The 18507-nt window shown below is 53.8% G+C and carries 15 protein-coding genes; all 15 read left to right on the plus strand.

Going from position 1 to position 18507, the window contains the following annotated elements; translation table 11 throughout:
• Positions 1 to 25 precede the first annotated feature (25 nt).
• Positions 26 to 1561 (plus strand): glutamine-hydrolyzing GMP synthase, encoded by a 1536-nt coding sequence (gene guaA, locus ATW55_RS08265; protein WP_153005072.1) that lies wholly within the window; start codon positions 26 to 28, stop codon positions 1559 to 1561.
• A gap of 251 nt (positions 1562 to 1812) precedes the next feature.
• Positions 1813 to 3147: an ABC transporter substrate-binding protein gene (locus tag ATW55_RS08270; protein WP_067715434.1), complete on the plus strand. Its 1335-nt coding sequence runs from the start codon at positions 1813 to 1815 to the stop codon at positions 3145 to 3147.
• 138 nt (positions 3148 to 3285) lie between these two features.
• On the plus strand, positions 3286 to 4191 hold the full coding sequence (locus tag ATW55_RS08275) for a carbohydrate ABC transporter permease (RefSeq protein WP_067715439.1): 906 nt from the start codon (positions 3286 to 3288) through the stop codon (positions 4189 to 4191).
• A complete protein-coding gene (locus ATW55_RS08280) occupies positions 4188 to 5021 on the plus strand; it encodes a carbohydrate ABC transporter permease (protein ID WP_067715449.1) in 834 nt (277 codons plus the stop codon). Before ATW55_RS08275 ends, ATW55_RS08280 begins: the two co-directional genes overlap by 4 nt.
• 13 nt (positions 5022 to 5034) lie before the next feature.
• Entirely contained in the window at positions 5035 to 6042 is a 1008-nt protein-coding gene (locus ATW55_RS08285) for a Gfo/Idh/MocA family protein (RefSeq protein WP_067715452.1), read from the plus strand.
• A gap of 164 nt (positions 6043 to 6206) precedes the next feature.
• Positions 6207 to 7481, plus strand: coding sequence for a bifunctional glutamate N-acetyltransferase/amino-acid acetyltransferase ArgJ (gene argJ, locus ATW55_RS08290; protein WP_067715454.1), 1275 nt, complete (start codon positions 6207 to 6209; stop codon positions 7479 to 7481).
• A 13-nt stretch (positions 7482 to 7494) separates the two neighbouring features.
• Entirely contained in the window at positions 7495 to 8028 is a 534-nt protein-coding gene (locus tag ATW55_RS08295) for an N-acetyltransferase (protein ID WP_067715458.1), read from the plus strand.
• A 347-nt stretch (positions 8029 to 8375) separates the two neighbouring features.
• A complete protein-coding gene (locus tag ATW55_RS08300) occupies positions 8376 to 9029 on the plus strand; it encodes a YIP1 family protein (protein ID WP_067715461.1) in 654 nt (217 codons plus the stop codon).
• Between the two features lie 754 nt (positions 9030 to 9783).
• Positions 9784 to 10395: a type I-MYXAN CRISPR-associated protein Cas6/Cmx6 gene (cas6, locus tag ATW55_RS08310; RefSeq protein WP_067715465.1), complete on the plus strand. Its 612-nt coding sequence runs from the start codon at positions 9784 to 9786 to the stop codon at positions 10393 to 10395.
• Entirely contained in the window at positions 10353 to 12710 is a 2358-nt protein-coding gene (locus ATW55_RS08315; RefSeq protein ID WP_082685666.1) for a CRISPR-associated helicase/endonuclease Cas3, read from the plus strand. The genes cas6 and ATW55_RS08315 overlap by 43 nt, the downstream gene beginning before the upstream one ends.
• Positions 12703 to 14274 (plus strand): type I-MYXAN CRISPR-associated Cas8a1/Cmx1, encoded by a 1572-nt coding sequence (gene cas8a1, locus ATW55_RS08320; RefSeq protein WP_067715470.1) that lies wholly within the window; start codon positions 12703 to 12705, stop codon positions 14272 to 14274. Before ATW55_RS08315 ends, cas8a1 begins: the two co-directional genes overlap by 8 nt.
• Before the next feature lie 58 nt (positions 14275 to 14332).
• Positions 14333 to 15265 carry a DevR family CRISPR-associated autoregulator gene (locus ATW55_RS08325; protein WP_067715473.1) on the plus strand — a complete coding sequence of 311 codons (933 nt, stop codon included), beginning with the start codon at positions 14333 to 14335 and terminating at the stop codon, positions 15263 to 15265.
• A 5-nt stretch (positions 15266 to 15270) separates the two neighbouring features.
• Complete coding sequence (gene cas5 / locus ATW55_RS08330; protein WP_067715482.1) at positions 15271 to 15948, plus strand: CRISPR-associated protein Cas5; 678 nt, start codon at positions 15271 to 15273, stop codon at positions 15946 to 15948.
• An 83-nt stretch (positions 15949 to 16031) separates the two neighbouring features.
• A complete protein-coding gene (locus tag ATW55_RS08335; RefSeq protein WP_235587059.1) occupies positions 16032 to 17657 on the plus strand; it encodes a type I-MYXAN CRISPR-associated endonuclease Cas4/Cas1 in 1626 nt (541 codons plus the stop codon).
• Between the two features lies 1 nt (position 17658).
• Positions 17659 to 17952: a CRISPR-associated endonuclease Cas2 gene (gene cas2 / locus ATW55_RS08340; RefSeq protein ID WP_067715484.1), complete on the plus strand. Its 294-nt coding sequence runs from the start codon at positions 17659 to 17661 to the stop codon at positions 17950 to 17952.
• Positions 17953 to 18507 lie beyond the last annotated feature (555 nt).

Here is an 18507-nt window from a genome sequence, read left to right on the forward strand (position 1 = left end):
TTCAGGAAGTGGTGTCGAGATGGAAATGGATCGTCACGAGACGGTCGTGGTCCTTGATTTTGGCGGGCAATACAACCAACTGATCGCGCGCAGAATTCGCGAATTAAACGTGTTCTCAGAGCTTTTGCCGCATGATACCCCAGTTGCGGCCTTGCGCGCGATGAAACTCAAGGGGATCGTTTTTTCGGGCGGGCCGCAAAGCGTCTATCGGGAGGGTGCACCGCTTGTCGATCCTGCGATTTATGATTTGGGCATCCCGATCCTTGGCATCTGCTATGGCATGCAGCTGCTCGCACGCGATTTTGACGCGCATGTCACGCAGGCGAGCGCACGTGAATATGGACTTGCAGAACTCGCCTGTCACAGCCACGCGACGCTTTTTGCCGGGACGCCTGCCACCCAGCGCGTCTGGATGAGCCACGGTGACATGGTTGTCGAAGTGCCGCGCGGCTTTCAAGTTGACGCGTACACATCGAGCGCACCAGTTGCGGCGATGAGCGATCCTGCGCGCAAACTCTATGGCGTACAGTTTCATCCAGAGGTCCAGCACACCGACTACGGTCAGGACTTGTTGCGTCAGTTTCTCTTTGGCGTATGCGGGTGCGCGGGCGACTGGCGGATGGACAACTTTGTGGAAGAGTCGATCACAGCGCTGCGCGACACCGTGAAAGACGGTCGTGTGTTGATGGCACTCTCGGGGGGCGTCGACTCTTCTGTGACAGCGGCGCTGCTTCACCGCGCGATCGGCGATCGTCTGACGTGCGTTTTTGTCGATCACGGGCTGCTCAGAAAAGATGAGGCAGAGCAAGTAATGCAGATGCTTTCTGGCACATTCCACATGGACATCCGCCTCGTAAATGCACGCACGCGCTTTCTCGCACTGCTAGACGGTGTGTCTGACCCAGAAGAAAAGCGCAAGCGGATCGGTCGCGAGTTTATCGCTGTGTTTGACGAAACGGCGCGTTCACTTGGATCATTCGCGTTTCTCGGACAAGGTACACTGTATACGGATATTGTCGAGAGCGGCACCAAAACGGCGGCAACCATCAAGTCGCACCACAATGTGGGCGGTTTGCCGGAGGACATGGAATTTAAATTGATTGAGCCGCTTAAGACACTGTTCAAGGATGAGGTGCGCGCGCTCGGGGAAGAGTTGGGTCTCCCGCACGCGTTCGTCTATCGGCAGCCGTTTCCAGGTCCTGGACTCGCGATTCGCATCATGGGCGAGATCACGCCTGCGCGCATCGCGACGCTTCAAAATGCGGATGCCATTTTGCGCGAAGAGATTGCGCTGGCGGGGCTTCAGGATTCGATTTGGCAGTACTTTGCGGTGCTGACTGGCGTGCGCAGTGTCGGCGTGATGGGCGACGAGCGAACCTATGCGGAAACGATCGCGCTGCGCGCGGTGACTTCGCGCGACGGGATGACCGCCGATTTTGCGCATATCCCGTATGATGTGCTCGGAAAGATTTCTAACCGAATTTGTAACGAGGTGCACGGTATCAATCGCGTGGTGTACGACGTCACCTCAAAACCGCCCGCGACCATCGAATGGGAATAATCGATTCTCCCACGCGTGGAAGGCGCCTAAACGACGCCTCCCTGGCAAGAACGTGAGAAACGCATAAAATCGCGGATCGGAAACATGCTACAGCGAGATATCTCGACTGCGCGTGAGTTCGATCCGCGTACGTGCGTTTTAGAGGCAGTGCCGATGATCACGTGAAACGCATTCGTTGCATCAAGACGGGTGGCAGGGTTCGCGTCGTTTCGCGCATCGCTGATACGTTCGAGCTTAGGAGGCGTATTTTTATGCTGAGACAGTCGCTTTTGGCGGCGTTTGCCGTCGCAACAGGTCTCGCTTCACTCACGGCGTGTTCCAGTCCATCGAACACGACAGCTCCCAATCCACCGTCCACCACCCCTGCGCCAACAACCACTGCGCCCGCTTCGGGGAAAGTGACAATCACCTGGGCTGCCTCGCCGATTGCCAATGTCGGCATCCGCAAGAAATTGATCCAGTTGTTTGAGCAGGCAAATCCTACAATCAAGGTGAACCTGATCAGTCAGCCGTCAAGCACCGATACGAACCGCGCGTCGCTCATCACTGAGATCTCAGGCGGTTCGACGACACCGGATGTGTTTATGGGCGATGTGGTGTGGCCGGGACAGTTCGCGGCGCAATCCCTCGCCGAGCCGCTAAACAAGCACTTTCCCGCCAGTTTTTTTGCGCGGTTTGCGCCAGGTCTCGTGCAAGGCGCGACGATCAAAGGAAATGTGTACGCGGCGCCCTTTTTCATGGACGCGGGTTTTCTTTACTATCGCAAGGATCTGCTGCAAAAGGCGCACCTGCCTGTGCCCAAAACGTGGGAACAGCTTCAGTCAGAAGCAAAAACGCTTGTTTCCAACAAAATGGTCAAATATGGTTTCGTCTGGGAAGGCGCATCCTATGAGGGGCTCACCTGTAACTGGATGGAATACCTCACAGATGCTGGCGGCCAGGTGTTTAACGCGCAGGGAAAACCAAACATGGATACACCTGCGGCACAGCACGCGCTCTCCTTTATGCGCGGTTTGATCACGTCTGGCGTTTCACCGCAGGCGGTGAGCGTGTTCCAAGAACCGCAGGCGATGAACACATTTAACAACGGACAGGCTGCTTTCCTTAGAAACTGGGACTACGCGTGGGCGAACTCGCAAACACCGGGGCAGTCAAGCGTCGTTGGCAAAGTGGGTGTCGTGCCATTGCCGACATTTGCCGGTCACGGCACGCGCGGATATGCCTGTATCGGCGGCTGGGATCTCTACATCAACCCGCACACCAAGCACATGTCGGCTGATCTCACCTTTATCAACTGGATGACAAGCGTCCCCGCCCAAACGGTGCTCGCCTCTCAGTATTCGGAGATTCCGACAAACGCCAGTGTGCAAAACAGCCCGGCGGTCAGGGCGAAAAATCCCGTGCTCGCCATCGTTGGACAGACCAACTTGATCGCGCGTCCTGCCCAGAATCCGTATTACGCCAAAGTGTCGACGGCCATCTACACGAATGTCAACGCTGCGCTCGCAGGTCAAGTCAGTGTCTCCACAGCGCTCAGTCAAGCCAATGCGCAATTGGCGTCGGCCGTTGGCAGTTCGAGTTTGTAGATTGAGAAAAATTGCGTCACTGGTTTACGAGACTGCCGAAAACGTTCTTCTTTAAGAAGGCAATCGGCAGTTTTTTTATCGGATAATCCGCACGGGCATGGCAAACACTAGCGCTACAGGAAGGGGCGGATGTGCGCCATGCGTGTCAACAAGTTAGATCGAGGCTACGCCATTGCCGGGTATGCCATGGTCACCCCAGCGCTGTTGGTGATTGCGCTCGTGACACTGTTTCCAATTGGATACTCCATTTATATGAGCCTAAACGCGATTCAATCGACATACTCCGGTTTCCAATTTTCCTTCATCGGTCTGCGCAACTATGGCATCATCTTTGGAATCGCAGAATTCTGGCAGTCGCTTGGCTTCACGACAGGGTATGCGATCGTCACGGTGGTCATCGAGCTGATCCTTGGCATGCTCACCGCGCTCGCGCTCAATCAGCCGATCAAGGGGCGCGGATTCGCCGTCGCCGCGATGCTGATCCCCTGGACGTTGATCACGGTCATCTCCGCGCAGATGTGGGGATACATCTACAATCCAGTTTACGGAGTGCTAAACGCCATCCTGCTTCAGCTGCACATCATCGGGCAGCCCATCTTGTGGCTTGGCCTCCCCAATCTGGCGATCCCCTCGCTCATGGTGGCCGACATCTGGAAAACCACGCCTTTTGTCACGATGATCCTGCTCGCGGGCCTGCAGTTGATCCCGACGGAGCTCTACGAGGCGGCGCGCATTGACGGGGCGGGCGCCGTACGCACCTTTTTTCAGGTGACGTTTCCACTGCTGCGACCAAGCATCGGGCTTGCGGCGCTATTTCGCATCTTGCAGGCGTTTGGCCTCTTTGATCTCCCGTTCGTCCTCACGCAAGGGGGACCTGGGACGAGCACGGAATCGATCGCAATGCTCGCATACAAAGCGCTTTTTAACGATGGAGAATTTGGGCCGGGCACGGCGGTTGCCGTGTCTACGGTGGTCCTTGTCATCCTGCTCGCACTCGTCTCACTGCGCGCCTTGCGCACACAAGTCGGGGAGGTGGAGTCGTGACAAAGAGACTCGCACTGCGCAAATCGGTCGGCTATCTCGTGTTGATCGCGATGCTTTTAGTGATCGTCGCGCCGTTTTACTGGATGATCATCACATCGTTTAAGACAAACGGCGAGATCAGCGCCTTTCCACCGACGTACTTTCCGCAAAACCCGACACTGCTTCAGTATCAGCAAGCGTTTTATCAGTTTGGATTTGGGGTGTACTTTCGCAACAGCCTGATCGTGTCGCTCATTTCCACCTTTTTTGTGATGATCCTCGCGGCGCTTGCGAGTTATGCGCTGGCGCGTCTTCCAATCCGCGGAAAGGCACCGATCATGGTGGTCCTTTTGATGATCTCGACGTTTCCTCAGGTAGGGGTGATCTTTCCGCTATTCGTCTTGTTTCAGTCGATCGGTTGGCTCAACAGCTATCAGGCGCTCATCGTGCCGTACACTGCCTTCAATCTTCCTTTTGCGATTTGGGTGATGCGCACGTACTTTGTCGGGATTCCAAAGGAACTCGACGAGGCGGCGCGCGTTGACGGGGCGAGTGTGATGACCACGGTGTTTCGCGTGATTTTGCCACTTGCCACACCGGGACTCTTTACGGGCGCGATCTTTACGTTTGTCGCGTGCTGGACGGAGTTTTTCTTTGCGCTCGTCTTTAACAACAGCAACGCCTTTCGCACGATCCCGGTCGGCATCGCACTCTTTGGGGGACAATTTACCATTCCCTATGGTACGATGTTTGCAGCATCCACGGTGGCGGTTCTCCCCGTTGTCCTGCTTGTTCTCATTTTCCAACGTTGGGTTGTGGCGGGTCTCACGGCGGGTGCGGTAAAAGGTTAAAGGCGGGGTTTTTATGACAACACTGCGAGTTGGGGTGATCGGTTGCGGCGCGATTGCCGTCAACCGCCACCTTCCAGAGTATCGGGACAATTCGCGCGTCAAGTTGGTGGGCGTCTGTGACGCGAATGAAGCGCGTGTTCAAGAAGTGGCAAAGACGTATGGCATTCGCGCGTACACGCGCTTTGAAGATTTGCTTTTGGAGCATGAACTCGACGCGGTGAGCGTTTGCCTGCCGAATCGTTTTCACGGCCCTGTATCGACGGCGGCACTTTTGGCAGGAAAACATGTGCTGTGCGAAAAACCGATGGCCGTATCGGCGGATGAGGCGGAGGAAATGATCGCGGCGGCGGATGAGGCGGGGCGCGTCTTGATGATCGCGCACAATCAGCGCTTTTTCCCGGCGCACATTCGCGCAAAACAGATCCTTCACAGCGGGCGGCTTGGCGCAGTACTCCAGTTTCGCACGACGTTTGCGCACGGGGGACCGGAGCAGTGGTCGGCGGAAGGGATGCAGTCGTGGTTTTTTAAGCAGCAGGATGCGTTTGTCGGCGCGCTTGGTGATCTCGGGATTCATAAAGCGGATCTGATGCGCTGGTTGCTAGAAGACGAGGTGGTCGAGGTTTCCGCGATGCTCAGAACGCTTGAAAAAGCGGCCAATGTCGATGACAACGCGGTGTGTCTGCTCGCCATGCGCTCAGGTGCGGTCGGCACGCTCACGGCGAGTTGGACGCACCGCCCTGGAGAGAATGACACGACGACACTCTATTGTGAACACGGAATTCTGCACATTGATCCGCATGCGCAAGTGCCGCTTCACGTGTTGTATGAGGACGGCAGTGAAGAAAGAATCGCGATTCCGGATGAGGCGCAGGCGCACAACAGCCGGGTTGTTGACGAGTTTGTCGATGCGGTGCTCAGTGGCCGAACTCCGGCGATTTCGGGACGGGATGGATTCGCTTCGCTTCGCGTGATTCTCGCAGCCGTGGATGCGTCGCGCGAGGGACGAAGCGTGAGGCTGTGATTTGGAGTTTTATGTTGGCCCGCACATGCCGATGTGTGGGCCAATTTCGTTGAATAAATATTACGTTAGATGTATATTGATAGAATCATGGCTGTGAAAGATGGAATGTGTGAAATCGTGCGGGTTTGATGATGGAGTCTGGATTTGCGTGAGGGGTGTGGAAGATGGCCGCGATGTGGATGGGCAATCACGCGACATTTGATACGTATCTGGAAAACGGCGATGTGGCATTTTCAGCGGGGCGGCTTGGGATCAAGCGCGACGGTGATGACGCCGCGCTTTTTGTGTTCTCTGAGCATGCCACATATGCAGGTGTGTTTACGACAAATGTGTTTAAGAGCGCGTGTGTGACGAGTGCGATGGATCGTCTGCGGGCGCAAAAGAAGATCAAAGCGGTGCTCATCACAAGCGGGAACGCGAATGCGGGCACAGGCCCTGCGGGCCGCGCGGATACGGAGCGACTGGCGGCGGGCGTTGCAGGTCACGTAGGCTGTGCGGCGGATGAGGTGGTCGTGCTTCACACAGGAGTGATCGGTGTGCCGCTGCGCGCGGAGCGATGGCTTGGCGGGCTTGAGGGGCTCTGTCAGTTGGCAGCGTCAACGCCTGAAAAGCTGGCCGACGCAGCGCGCGCGATGATGACGACAGATACCTTTCCAAAGGTGAGCGCGCGGGCATTTCAGGTTGGCGACACCTCGTACACGGTGTGGGGTGTCGCTAAAGGCGCGGGCATGATTCATCCGAAGCTTGCGACGATGCTGTCAGTGCTGGTAACTGATGCGCCGATAAGCCAGCGGACACTGCAGCGCGTGCTTTCGCGGGTTGTGGGCCAGACGTTCAATCGCATCTCGGTGGACGGCGACACGAGTCCGAATGACAGTGTGCTGCTTTTTTCAACGGGCGGCGCGCGGATGGAGGCTGGCACGGCTGCGTTCTGTGGAGCAAAAGGAACAGGGGTCAGCGGAACCGACGATGGCGAGGTTGATGAACCCCTTTTTGAAGATGCGCTAAGGGGTGTCGCGCAGGATCTGGCGCACAGCATTGTGCGCGATGGTGAAGGTGCAACGAAATTCCTGGAGATCGTAGTGCGCGGCGCGCAGTCCGAGGCAGATGCGGAGCGTATCGCCGAGACGATCGCCACGTCGCCGCTTGTGAAAACTGCCTTTTTTGGTGAGGATTTCAATCCAGGGCGGATCATCTCGGCGATTGGGCGCGCGGGCGTTGCCGTTTCGTTTGATCGCATGCGGCTCACGCTCGGGGATCAGAGGGTGTATGATGCCGGACAGTTCCTTGTGACGGCAGAGTCAGACGCGCGAAGGGTGATGGCGATGAAGGAGATTCCGGTCGTTGTTGAACTTGGCGCGAGTGAAGTGGAGATACGCTATTGGACATGTGATTTGACGTTCGATTATGTGAAAATTAACGCGGAGTACACGACCTGAGGAGGTGGAGTCGATGGCCGTTTCAGAAGAGCGGATGGCTGGCGTGTTGCGTGAAGCGACGGTACGCGACGTCGATTCGATTGTGGCGCTCTTGCGCGATTATGCGGAACAGGGGCTGCTCTTGCCGCGCACGCGGCAGTCTGTACTTGAAATCTTGCCGTCGTTTCGGGTGATCGATGTGGCGGGCAAGGTGCAAGGTGTGGTTTCATTGTGCATCCTCGGGGATGATCTGGCGGAGATTCGATCGCTCGCAGTCGCCCCAGAGGCGCAGGGTGGCGGTTTGGGCAAGCGTCTGGTACAGGCGATGCTCGCGTATGCGGCAGACCTGCAGGTGCCAAAGGTGCTCGCGCTTACGTACCAGGAGGCCTTTTTCGCGCGTTGCGGGTTTCACATTGTGGAAAAGCACACGCTGCATCAGAAGATTTGGAAGGATTGCATCAACTGCAAGAAGTTTCCGGTATGCGATGAGATCGCGATGATCTATGAGATGGGCGTGTCTGGTGCGGCGGGAAGCCCTGCGGATGCAGGCGTAAACGTAGAGGCGTGAGTGCCCTGCGCGCGGCAGATGTGAGAGTGAATGTGTGAGATTTTAGCACGGGGTGATTATCTGCGCGGGCAGGTGCGTACTGCGCACTCTTGCGATGCTCGGTCGCGTCGGGATCAATCAGGTGATTATCTTCGCGGGCAGGTGCGTACTGCGCAACCGTCGCATCGACGCAGGGGGACGGGCGCGACATCGCGTGATGAATTCACGTTATGAATTCACGCGTTGAGTGAGACAACATGCGGCGCAGTTGGCTTGTTGACTCGCTTCTTGGGTATACTAGTAAAACACGGAAACACAGGCAAAGGATGCATAGATGTGTCACGTGACTTTGACCAAGGAGTTATCTCATGAATGAACTGGGCACGCCGTCTCCATTTCTTACCCTGATTACGAATCCGCGTCTCTACTTTGAGACACGCCGGGAGCAGCCGCGTTGGATGCTGTTGACGCTCGTTCTCGCAGCCGTTACGGGTGTTCTGTCAAGCCTGACACTTCGTTATATGATGAAGTCCCCGAGTTATATTGCCTATATCCACACACTGACAAAGGCGCAGGCAGCGCACGTGGCGGCGCAAGCCGCGTCCGTCACACCGATCAGCGCATTTGCCGGCGTGTTTGTCGCGGTGACCGTATCTGCCGTTTTTCTCTGGCTGATCGCGCGCATTTTCTCACTGACAATCGAGTACCGTCGCGTCGTTTTCATCATGGCGAGCGCAACGGTCATCTCCGTGCTCGGAACCGTCTTTGACACCATCATGACGTTTTTGACAGGACGCTATCAATCGAATTTTTTATCCATCAGCACGTTGACTGGCGGAACGGGACGATTCGGGGGGATTGAGTCGGCGCTCGGTTTGTTTCTGATCGGCTCGCTGATCATCCAGACCATCGGCTTGGCGGTGTTCACGCGCACGTCGGTGCGAAGGAGCGTGTGGCCTGTGTTGGGCGCGTATCTATTGCCGCCGATTCTGAGCATGATCTTTTACAAGCCGACACCTTGACGATAGATGTTGGAACATGTGGTGTCGATGACTGTTTTTGGATCTGGCTGTTTGCCGCGCACGTTGCCGTCTCCTGTGGGAGGCGGTTTTTTCAGTGATAAGGAAGGAAACTAATAAGTTGGGCGGCTTATTTTTATACGATAATTTTGATAAATAATTTTATACTTAACTTTCTGTGTGACTGGGCCGGGTCGTATAATTTAGTAGGTGAAAATCCTGCCTGTTATTATTTAAGCTAAGTCACCAGTAGCGAGTCTTGGGTTCGCAGGAGCAATTTTGCGAACTAAGCGTAGATAGCAAGCAAGGTAATAGGCCTGAACGTTATTGATCCTCGAAATGAGTACAATGGGAAGATTGACGGTTTCGAAACTCTGGATGACCACATTTTGCTGGCCTATCTGTTTGAGCAAGAGAAGCAAGTGTTGTACCCCGCCTCAGTTGTTTAAATTCTTAGGATCACTATAAAGTACATTGTGTATTGGAAAAGCGTCGCTACCCTACTCGTTTCCTATGAGACGTTATATGTGCCGTCATTGTATGTAGAATCGCGAAATAATCGCCCGAAGGCATCACTGCACACACTTCCTAGCACTCGATAAAACAAACAGATGAAAAGTGCTCAACACCATTTGGCGATCAATGCTCAATCATTTTACCATATCTAATTATCTGAAAATGATGTTGACAGGCGGAAGTTATCCTGGTATTGTTTTCTGTATATTTAATACAGAAGAAAACATTGGAGGTTATGCGAATGGAGGAAATGAGCGTGCAGAAACGCCTGTCCTACCGCTTTTCGTTGTATGGTGACCGCATACCGACTGACCATGGAGAGGCTCTTTATGCTGCGATTTCGGGTATATGTCCCGACCTGCATGAATTGAATGGCTTTTCTTTAAGCCCAGTCGTCAGGACAGTGGCAGTTGGGAATGAATTACTTCTCCAACCGGGATCGTGTTTTTTTGCGCGAGTCCCAGAGACGCACTTGGCTCAGCTTGTAACGATCAGTGGTAAGACACTTTCTCTGCGGGCCGCCACAGTACGCGTCGGGCCCATGCAAGTGCAGTTGATTCAGCCCGCCACTATCTTGAGAAGCAGAGTGGTTACCTTTAAGAACGCTGTGACGGAAGTCTCCTTGCTTCGCAAGGTGGAGGAAGCCCTTCATGAAATGGGGGGGGATGCTTCCATCAAGATCATGCGGCGCAGAATATTGACAATTCATGCTAAAAAGGTCATTGGCTTTGGCGTTGAGCTTTCCGGACTTTTAGAGGAGGCTTCGTTGGCACTTCAGGTGCACGGTATCGGAGGGCGACGGAGGTTCGGGTGCGGAGTGTTTTTGCCCGGTGCCGAAGTGATTGGTGCTTGACGATCCTAGCCAAGTCGGCGCCGTTAGATGCTGATGATGGAGTACCATTTTCCGCTACCCTTTATGGTCATACGCGACAATGCCTAGACGTAGCTCAGATTTTCGCTGATTATGCTGGCGAGGCCATGGTTGGGATGTTCGGGATTTGTGACGCGGCCCAGGTGGAATGGTTTCGAAGGGCACTTCGTTGGTCCGCGGTGTTGCACGATCTCGGTAAGGCTACTGATGGTTTCGCACAATTGTTGCGACAAAGTAGGAAACGGCCAATCAGGCCACCGTTGGTACGGCACGAGGTTGTTTCATATTGGATTTCCAAATCTCAGCCGGAGCTACATGACGCTGTTCACTGCGCCTTTAGCGATCTGGGAACCTGGGCTGTCGATCAATGTTTGCTCATTCGTGTCGCCGTTTTGGGACACCACCTTAAATTTCCGAGACGAAGGGATAGGCCAGAACAGTACGCCGAGGATCCACTTGTAGTTTCTTGGTATGAATTGGAAGAGGATGGTGTTTTGGGTCTGTTGGAGGATCTTGCGGGTCGGTCCATCGTGTTTGATACAAAGCTGCCGGCTATTCCAGGAACATCAAGGTGGCTAAGGGATGAAATAACGGCTCCCTTTCAGGATGAGACGTCTATGGATTCTTCTTTGTGGGGTGATAAGGTTAAACTCATGGGTTCCCTGTTACGCGGAGCACTTATTGCCGTGGACACAGTAGGGTCTGTGTGCTGTAGAACGCCGGAGGAATGGGAAGACGTTCGGGCTAGTCTTGAAAATTCGTTTGCGTCGCAGAGTCTCACACGGATCCTTGAGAAAGCAATCAATAAAAGCGTCGCGGGCGATGAAAAACACGAACTGAGCCAGTTTCAGAGCACCGTAGCGCGTATGGTAGGTGACTCGTTGATCGTGCAAGCGGGATGTGGTTCTGGCAAGACCGTAGCGGTGCTGAGGCGAGCTCAGGAAGTTCGCGCACAAGGGCTTTTTCTTACTGCACCGACGACCGCTGTAGCGAGTCAACTCTACGTCGATTATGGACTGCATATGCCGGATCAGGCGCAACTCATTCACTCGAGGAGTCTCGTGGATATGGAACTTCTCAGGTCACCACAGGAGGACGCTACGCCAGATGTGGAGCATGGGCCAGGTGAATTAGCGGCGCAGCACGAGGCAGTTCAACGGCTCATGGGTCCCATTACTTTTTGCACGGTAGACTTAGTGTTAGGGCTGTTGACCAATCGCCGCGCATCTTTAGCTCTCCTTCCGCGGCTTGCAACGTCGTTGATCGTGTTTGACGAGATTCACACGTATGAGCCGAGGCTATTGGCTTATTTGTCTGAGTTCCTCCGAGTATCCCGTATTCCAACGGTCGTCATGTCCGCTTCATTGCCGAATGCATTGACGGGTGAACTGGAACGCGCGTCATCACAACGATCCTTCGCACGAGTTTATGGCCCGAAGAGACACGAGCACAGGGCTCGATACGACGTACAAATGGATGCTGGACTGGAGTCCAAGAGCGTAAGCGCGATACTTCTTTCCACATTCGCGAAGGGGGAAAGGGTGCTACTTGTCGCCAATACCGTCGCTGTTGCTCGCGCTTGGTACCAAACGGTCGCGCAGTGGATTGGGGAAGACAACGTAGCACTGTTACATGCCCACTTCAAGTACGAGGAGCGGGTACAACTGCAGCGGAAAATTACTGAGTCTTTCCGGGCATCTAATTGCGGTTTTTGTGCCGTTACGACGCAGATTTGCGAAGTAAGTTTTGACGTGTCGGCGGATCTTTTGATCAGCGAATTAGCCCCGTTTACTTCGATGATTCAACGGCTCGGACGCCTTAACCGCCGGGCTCAGGACGGCGATCCGCCACGTTTGGCCATTTTCGTAGATCCGGTCAACGCCCGTCCTTATAAAGTTGCCGAGATGGAAGCGGGTCGAGAACTGCTTCTGGGTCTCCTTAAGCGCAGATCGCATGGAATCTCCCAGGCAGACTTGGCAGAGGCGCTTTCCGGTTGGCAGTTGGAAGACAAAGCAAGGGCATTGGGACGTGAGGGAATGACGTGGTACGAACTCGACCGGTCTCATCCGGGTGATTCGTTACGCACCGCGGGCCACACGATCAGTACACTTTTGCGATCCGATTTGACAGCTACGCAAGGTGAAGCGTCTGCAGCGAGGAGGCTTGGCAAGGTCCTGACACTCCCTCAGCCCAAGGTTCTTCCGCGAGAGACGTGGAGGTACTGCTACATCGTTGAGGATGAAAACGTAATCTATTCCCCCATTTTGGGAGGGCGGTGGAGCGATAGCGATGGATGATTGTGAGTGGAGTTTTGATCTTAATGCTCCAGGGATGACGCCCCTACATCGCGCGGGGTTGATTGGTCTCTCTGCGAGTTGTCGCACAAGTCGGATGAAAGATTGGATGGAACGAAATGGTCTGTCCTCAACTACGGATGGTGACACCTTGCTGCTCTCCGGTTTACCCAATGAGGCAGAATTTGTTCACAGATTCTTGTCAGAGCTATACGATGTCGACGATGCGGGACTCATTCATTTCCCGTTACACGAGAAGCTTCGGGAGGTCGACAGGGCGGAAATTCAGAATGTGATGATGGCATCCTTTCTTCAGCATCCTAAGTCGCGTAACGCGGCTTCTGCTTGGACGATACGCCCGAAGAGTGAAGACAACGATCGGGAGTATCGCTTCAAGTCTCTGTATGATTTCAATCACCGGAGTTTGAAAACGGCGGAGGAGGTGGTTTCGGCCCGAAAGGAAAGGCGGGCGATAGAGTTAGCTGGATGGGCCATGCCTGGCGCCATCGTGAAACATGTTGCGCATTCTTCAGCCACGGCATTGACAGACACGCCAGAACGGTATCTTTTGCTTATGTTGTCCATGTTGGGCTGTTTGTGGTATAGGGCGCAGGCCTATATGGCATCGGGTGAATGGGATCCTCGGGCTGAGGTTGTTTTGGTGCTACCTTATGCAACGCGATTAGAGTCCGAGTCGCGAAAACTACACCGGTACTATACCGGGGGTTCCATGGTTGTTTCCAGGATAGATCTGGTATGTGGAATAGCGGATGCTGCTCTCAGTTCGGCCGTGGCACTCGAGGCAGATGAGGACGCTTTTACTATCACCCCTCGTTTGCACACTCTGTGTTTTGGCAAGGTTCCGTGGAGCAGTCAGCAAAAGACACGCACGCGGGTGTTGACCGCGGCGGAGCCGTCTGAACAAGCGACTCGGAGATATCGATGCGTGATCGGTGAATTGGCCAATCGTCCTGCATCCCGCCGTGATGGTTCCAGTTTTACATGGGTCATGCCGATGCGCGAGACTATCGCGGAAAACGTGTTGAGGGAACGGCCGTGGTACATTGGCTTTTCTCTTTATGCGAGGGGCCGCAATGCAGTTTTGATTTCACGATGGCGAGAGGGGCTGAGGAACTTGGTAAACGATGATGAACTTTGGGACGACCAAGATAAGCGTAAGTTTGTAGAACTGATGCACGTCGCGATGTTTAAGAGGTACGGCCAGGTAGCGGGTCGTGCTTTGGACGCGAACGCTGACTTAAGGCGCTCATTCCAGCGTGAGCGTGAACGACTTGTGTTGGACTTTGTCAATTGCCGAACACAAGATATGTTACGGCAGAATCTTATGCGTCTTATGGCCCAGACGGCGCCTAGGTTTTCAGGCGGCACTGATCATGCTGAGCGGGATGTGCTCATGAAATTTGCATTCAACTGGTCTGATTGGCGGGAAGTTAGGGACCTTTGCCTTCTTGCCGTTGCCACCTACCGTGGCAAAGGTGATGAAGATGTCTCCGAAGCGCTTGATCCGAGTCCCGAGATTGAAAGTTTAACGGGAGCACCGAAGTAGGTGACGGTCAGTACTCATTATCGGAAGATACACAAAACATGCGAGGGGAAATGGGAACATGAGTTTGCATATTCATGGCACCGTGGTGACGCAGTATGGGGTGGCCGCGAACAATCGCGGTGAAACTGAGGGAAATACCACCACTTTGCAGAAGATACTGTGGCATGGGCTGAACCACACCACAGTGTCAGCAGAGGCAATTCGGTACGCGATCCGGCTCAATTGGCAGAGACGGTTTGAGGACGGAGACGCAAGCTGCGAAACAAATCGTGTGTGGTTGGCTGACAAGGGGGCGGCTGGAGATTTCGAGATCAAAGACCAGGCATTTTCCGCAGACCGATACATTGATGACGATGTGCTGGGCTACATGGACGCGAAGGCAGCGAAGACGGACAACTCGGATCAGGATGGGGAAATCGCTACGCCGAAGCGCGGGAAGGCGGGTAAGGCGCCAAAAGGTACGACCACAGCGCGCCGCGGACCATTGGAGGTATCTCGAGCTGTTTCGCTTGACCCCTATAATGGGGAGGTCACATTCAATGCAAAAGGGGGGGACAAGGGGCGGACCTCGCTCTATGCTACGGAGATTCACGCGACACGTTATCAATACAGCTTCACGCTGACACCAGCAGAGTTGAAAGTACAAGAGCGCGCTATAAAGGTCGTCGATGCAGTTGCAACGCTCCACGATGTTGGTGGCAATCATGGACGCTTTTTGTATGATTTTTCCCCTTCGCTTGTGATCTTTCGCATCACTCAGGATCCCGCGCCTCGCATTCTCTACGTAGCGGAACCAGATTTGCAGGGTGAAGTTTCCATAGATACGCTGCTTCAGCGTGTGAAGTCTGGAGACTTATCGCAGCAAGAATTGATCGTTGGTGGCGAGGCCGTCAAGTCTGACGAAGCGGTGGCGCTTCGTGAATTGGGTGTAAACGTCTACCCTGGCGTGCGCAAGGTGTTTGAGCACGTTATCCAACAGTTACAGGGGTGAGCCAAATGAGTACAGTAGGTACCCTCTTTGTAAAACCGGAAGACTTGGGTTGGATCCGTGTTTCCGCGCCTATCTCGTCCTTCACGGTGCCCTTTGCACGTGAATTTGCAGAGTCATACCCCTTTCCACCTCCGGCGACGGTATACGGCATTCTTTTGTCTTACATCGGAGAAGTCAACCGAAGACGGTTTATGGGAGCCGAAATTGCGATTGCTCTCATTGGACAAACACTACCGAGTGTAGTGATTCGGAAGATGCGGCGGGTCAAGAAACCGGATCTAAATGACCCGTCGAATTCGAAGCCGGATTTTCAAACCTTGCTTACTGGTTTGAAGTTTTTGGTGGGCGTGAGGAGAAGGACGAGCGGCCAAACCGGACTGTGGGAGAAAGTAAACGATGCTTACCTCCATCCGGACACTGTCTATCGTTTCGGCGGACTTTCGTGTGGCGAAAGTCACAATTTGATTGACGAATTCTCGGTCTTAGACTGGGATGACGCACGCAAATTGATGGCCCGTGACGAAGTGATGTTGCTCAGCCCCTCGGAGAGAGGGGAGTGGTCAGTTCCAGTATGGGTGGATCACGTGGGCTCCGAAGGTACAGTATGGGCCCGCGCGTCCCTTATGCCCGCACGTTCGATTGCTGAGCATGTCGGAGTATTTGCGATCAATGATCGCCACTAACATATGTTTTTTCGATAATGTCTGAATTATTTATCTCCTCCCGGACGATACTGATCCTAGTTCTCTGTGGGAGGCTGGAAAATGTGAATAGTATCGAGCCGCTGACTAAGGTAATGGCTCTTCATGCACTCGAATATTGTGAACGTCTTTTTTATCTTGAAGAAGTCGAGGGAATTCGCATTGCGGACCAAGCTGTTTATGATGGTAGGCGACTTCATGAAGAAATACCTGAGTACGTCGAGATGACGTCGTTCACGCTTCAGAGCGACGTCCTGGGGATACAGGGGAAGGTAGACGTCGTTCGCTCCATGGGCGGTGAGTGGATTCCGTTTGAGTACAAAAAAGGTAGGGCGAATCTTACCCGTGACGGCAAGGTACGTCCATGGCCTTCGGATGAGATTCAAGTCGCTGCGTATACGCTTCTTCTCGAGGAGCACTTCGATCGAAAAATATCGGAGGCGAAGGTATATTACGCGCAAGATCACCGTACAGCGAATGTCACGATCAACGACGCGCTAAGAAATAGAGTTCATGCTGCTGTAAATCGTGCTACAGATTTGAGATCTTCCGCCCTACGCCCACCCATCGCGACAAATGAAAGGCTATGCTCTCGTTGCTCCCTCGCGCCGGTGTGTCTTCCAGAAGAAGAACGACTGATACAGAGCGGAAAGAAAGAGATTCCAAGGTACTTTCCACCTGATCGAGAAGGGGACGTTTTACATGTTTCTACGCACGGCTCTACGATCCGTCGATCGGGAGATAGTCTACTTATCGAGAATCGTGACGGCGATAAAACCAATGTAGCGATTCATTCCATTCAATCCATTGCAGTGCATGGGCACGTTCAGGTGACCACTCAGGCAATTCATCGATGCTTGTCAGAGGGTATCCCCATTCACTACCTGACTGGGGGAGGGACCTATCTCGGTACTGTTGGAAATTTGGCAGGAGGCGTGCAACGTCGACTGCGTCAATACTCCGCTATGGTTAACGGTGATTTTTGCCTTCATTTGGCTAAAATTTTGGCGAAGGCGAAAATTGACAGCCAACTCCGTTACATTCTTCGATTGACCCGTGAGAAAGATCGTGACGCTCTGCAAGATCAAATTGACCAGATGCGACAAGCGGCTCGAAAATCAAGTGCCGCAAAAGATTTAAACGAACTTCGCGGTTGGGAGGGTGTCACGGGGAAAGCCTACTTCTCTAGCCTTGGGCATCTGACACGAAACGATGGAGTGTTGTCTATCAATGGGCGGAATCGCCGTCCACCGCGCGACCCAGCGAACGCGATCCTTTCGTTTCTCTACTCACTGTTGTACAAGGATTGCCTTCAGGCGATTATAGTTGTTGGTTTGGACCCTTGCCTCGGGTTCTATCATCAACCGAGGTCTTCTGCCTACCCTTTGGCGTTGGACCTCATGGAGCTATTTCGCGTCTCGCTGGTCGATATGGTGGTTCTGGGGAGTCTTCACAGGCAACAGTGGGACATTACAGCTGACTTCGAATTTGCCGGCAAGCAGTGCTGGCTAAGTTCTTCAGGTCGGAAAAAGGCGATTGTACTTTATGAAAGGCGAAAACAGGACACGTGGAAACATCCAGTCATCGGATATTCTCTGTCTTACGACAGAGCCATCGAATTGGAGGTCCGTCTCTTGGAAAAGGAATGGGCCGGGGTAGCTGGACTCTTTGCGCAGAGTAGGATCCGATAAGATGGCAAACGGACGATCGTTTTACCTTATTTGCTACGATATTCGAGATCAGAAGCGATGGCGCAAGTGTCACAAACTGCTTAAGGCTTATGGTGCTCCACTCCAGTACTCCATTTTCCAATGTCATCTGAGTAAGACGACCATGTCTAAGTTGCGGTGGGAGTTGTCGGTGATTTTCGCGGAAGAGGATAGTCTGCTCATCGCTCCAATTCACGATGCTGACGTCAACCGTATCGTACAGTGGAATGTGAAGAATATTATTGAGAAGAGGGAAGATCGATTCGAGCTTTTTTGATGCGGTAGTTGCGGTGGCGAAACCCGGTGTTGCGATTGCTTGCCTTTCGCCAAGAGCACGTTAGATTTTTGGGTTGAAGACCTTGGAGGACGTTTGTCCAGAGTGATTCAACTACCAGCCTCGTTAGGCGAAGTGCTGAAGGAGAAGTGGGAAAAGTTGCCCGCCGCACCTGGGCTTTGTCGTCTTCGTCCAGGAAACTGGTACTTGAGTATAGGAATATGGTTAGAAACGCCTAGAAATGCTATACTTTCTAAGTTCGAATTCATCCGAAGTGGGTCAATCGTGAGTCTCGGAGCGGCTAGACGGGCTTGTGGGGAGTAGGTGCTTGAAACACGTGCCTGCAATCCAGCGCCGGAGTTGGTCTCGCTCCGGGTGCAGTGACGACAGCTGTGATGCCGAAAGGCGTTGAGCACTGGCGAAACCGCCATATCCCGCAGCTACGCCATCCGTAAGTGACGACAGCTGTGATGCCGAAAGGCGTTGAGCACATTAGCAGTGAGAATTACGACTTCGGCCGATGACGACAGGCTGTGATGCCCGAAAAGGGCGTTAGAG

Origin of the sequence: Ferroacidibacillus organovorans (genome assembly GCF_001516615.1) — a bacterium.
Lineage (GTDB): Bacteria > Bacillota > Bacilli > Alicyclobacillales > SLC66 > Ferroacidibacillus > Ferroacidibacillus ferrooxidans_B.

Bases quoted from the DNA above. Each gene is read 5' to 3' on its own strand.
- guaA (WP_153005072.1), top strand. From the start codon at position 26: ATGGATCGTCACGAGACGGTCGTGGTCCTTGATTTTGGCGGGCAATAC.
- ATW55_RS08270 (WP_067715434.1), top strand. From the start codon at position 1,813: ATGCTGAGACAGTCGCTTTTGGCGGCGTTTGCCGTCGCAACAGGTCTC.
- ATW55_RS08275 (WP_067715439.1), top strand. From the start codon at position 3,286: ATGCGTGTCAACAAGTTAGATCGAGGCTACGCCATTGCCGGGTATGCC.
- ATW55_RS08285 (WP_067715452.1), top strand. From the start codon at position 5,035: ATGACAACACTGCGAGTTGGGGTGATCGGTTGCGGCGCGATTGCCGTC.
- argJ (WP_067715454.1), top strand. From the start codon at position 6,207: ATGGCCGCGATGTGGATGGGCAATCACGCGACATTTGATACGTATCTG.
- ATW55_RS08295 (WP_067715458.1), top strand. From the start codon at position 7,495: ATGGCCGTTTCAGAAGAGCGGATGGCTGGCGTGTTGCGTGAAGCGACG.
- ATW55_RS08300 (WP_067715461.1), top strand. From the start codon at position 8,376: ATGAATGAACTGGGCACGCCGTCTCCATTTCTTACCCTGATTACGAAT.
- cas6 (WP_067715465.1), top strand. From the start codon at position 9,784: ATGGAGGAAATGAGCGTGCAGAAACGCCTGTCCTACCGCTTTTCGTTG.
- cas8a1 (WP_067715470.1), top strand. From the start codon at position 12,703: ATGGATGATTGTGAGTGGAGTTTTGATCTTAATGCTCCAGGGATGACG.
- ATW55_RS08325 (WP_067715473.1), top strand. From the start codon at position 14,333: ATGAGTTTGCATATTCATGGCACCGTGGTGACGCAGTATGGGGTGGCC.
- cas5 (WP_067715482.1), top strand. From the start codon at position 15,271: ATGAGTACAGTAGGTACCCTCTTTGTAAAACCGGAAGACTTGGGTTGG.
- cas2 (WP_067715484.1), top strand. From the start codon at position 17,659: ATGGCAAACGGACGATCGTTTTACCTTATTTGCTACGATATTCGAGAT.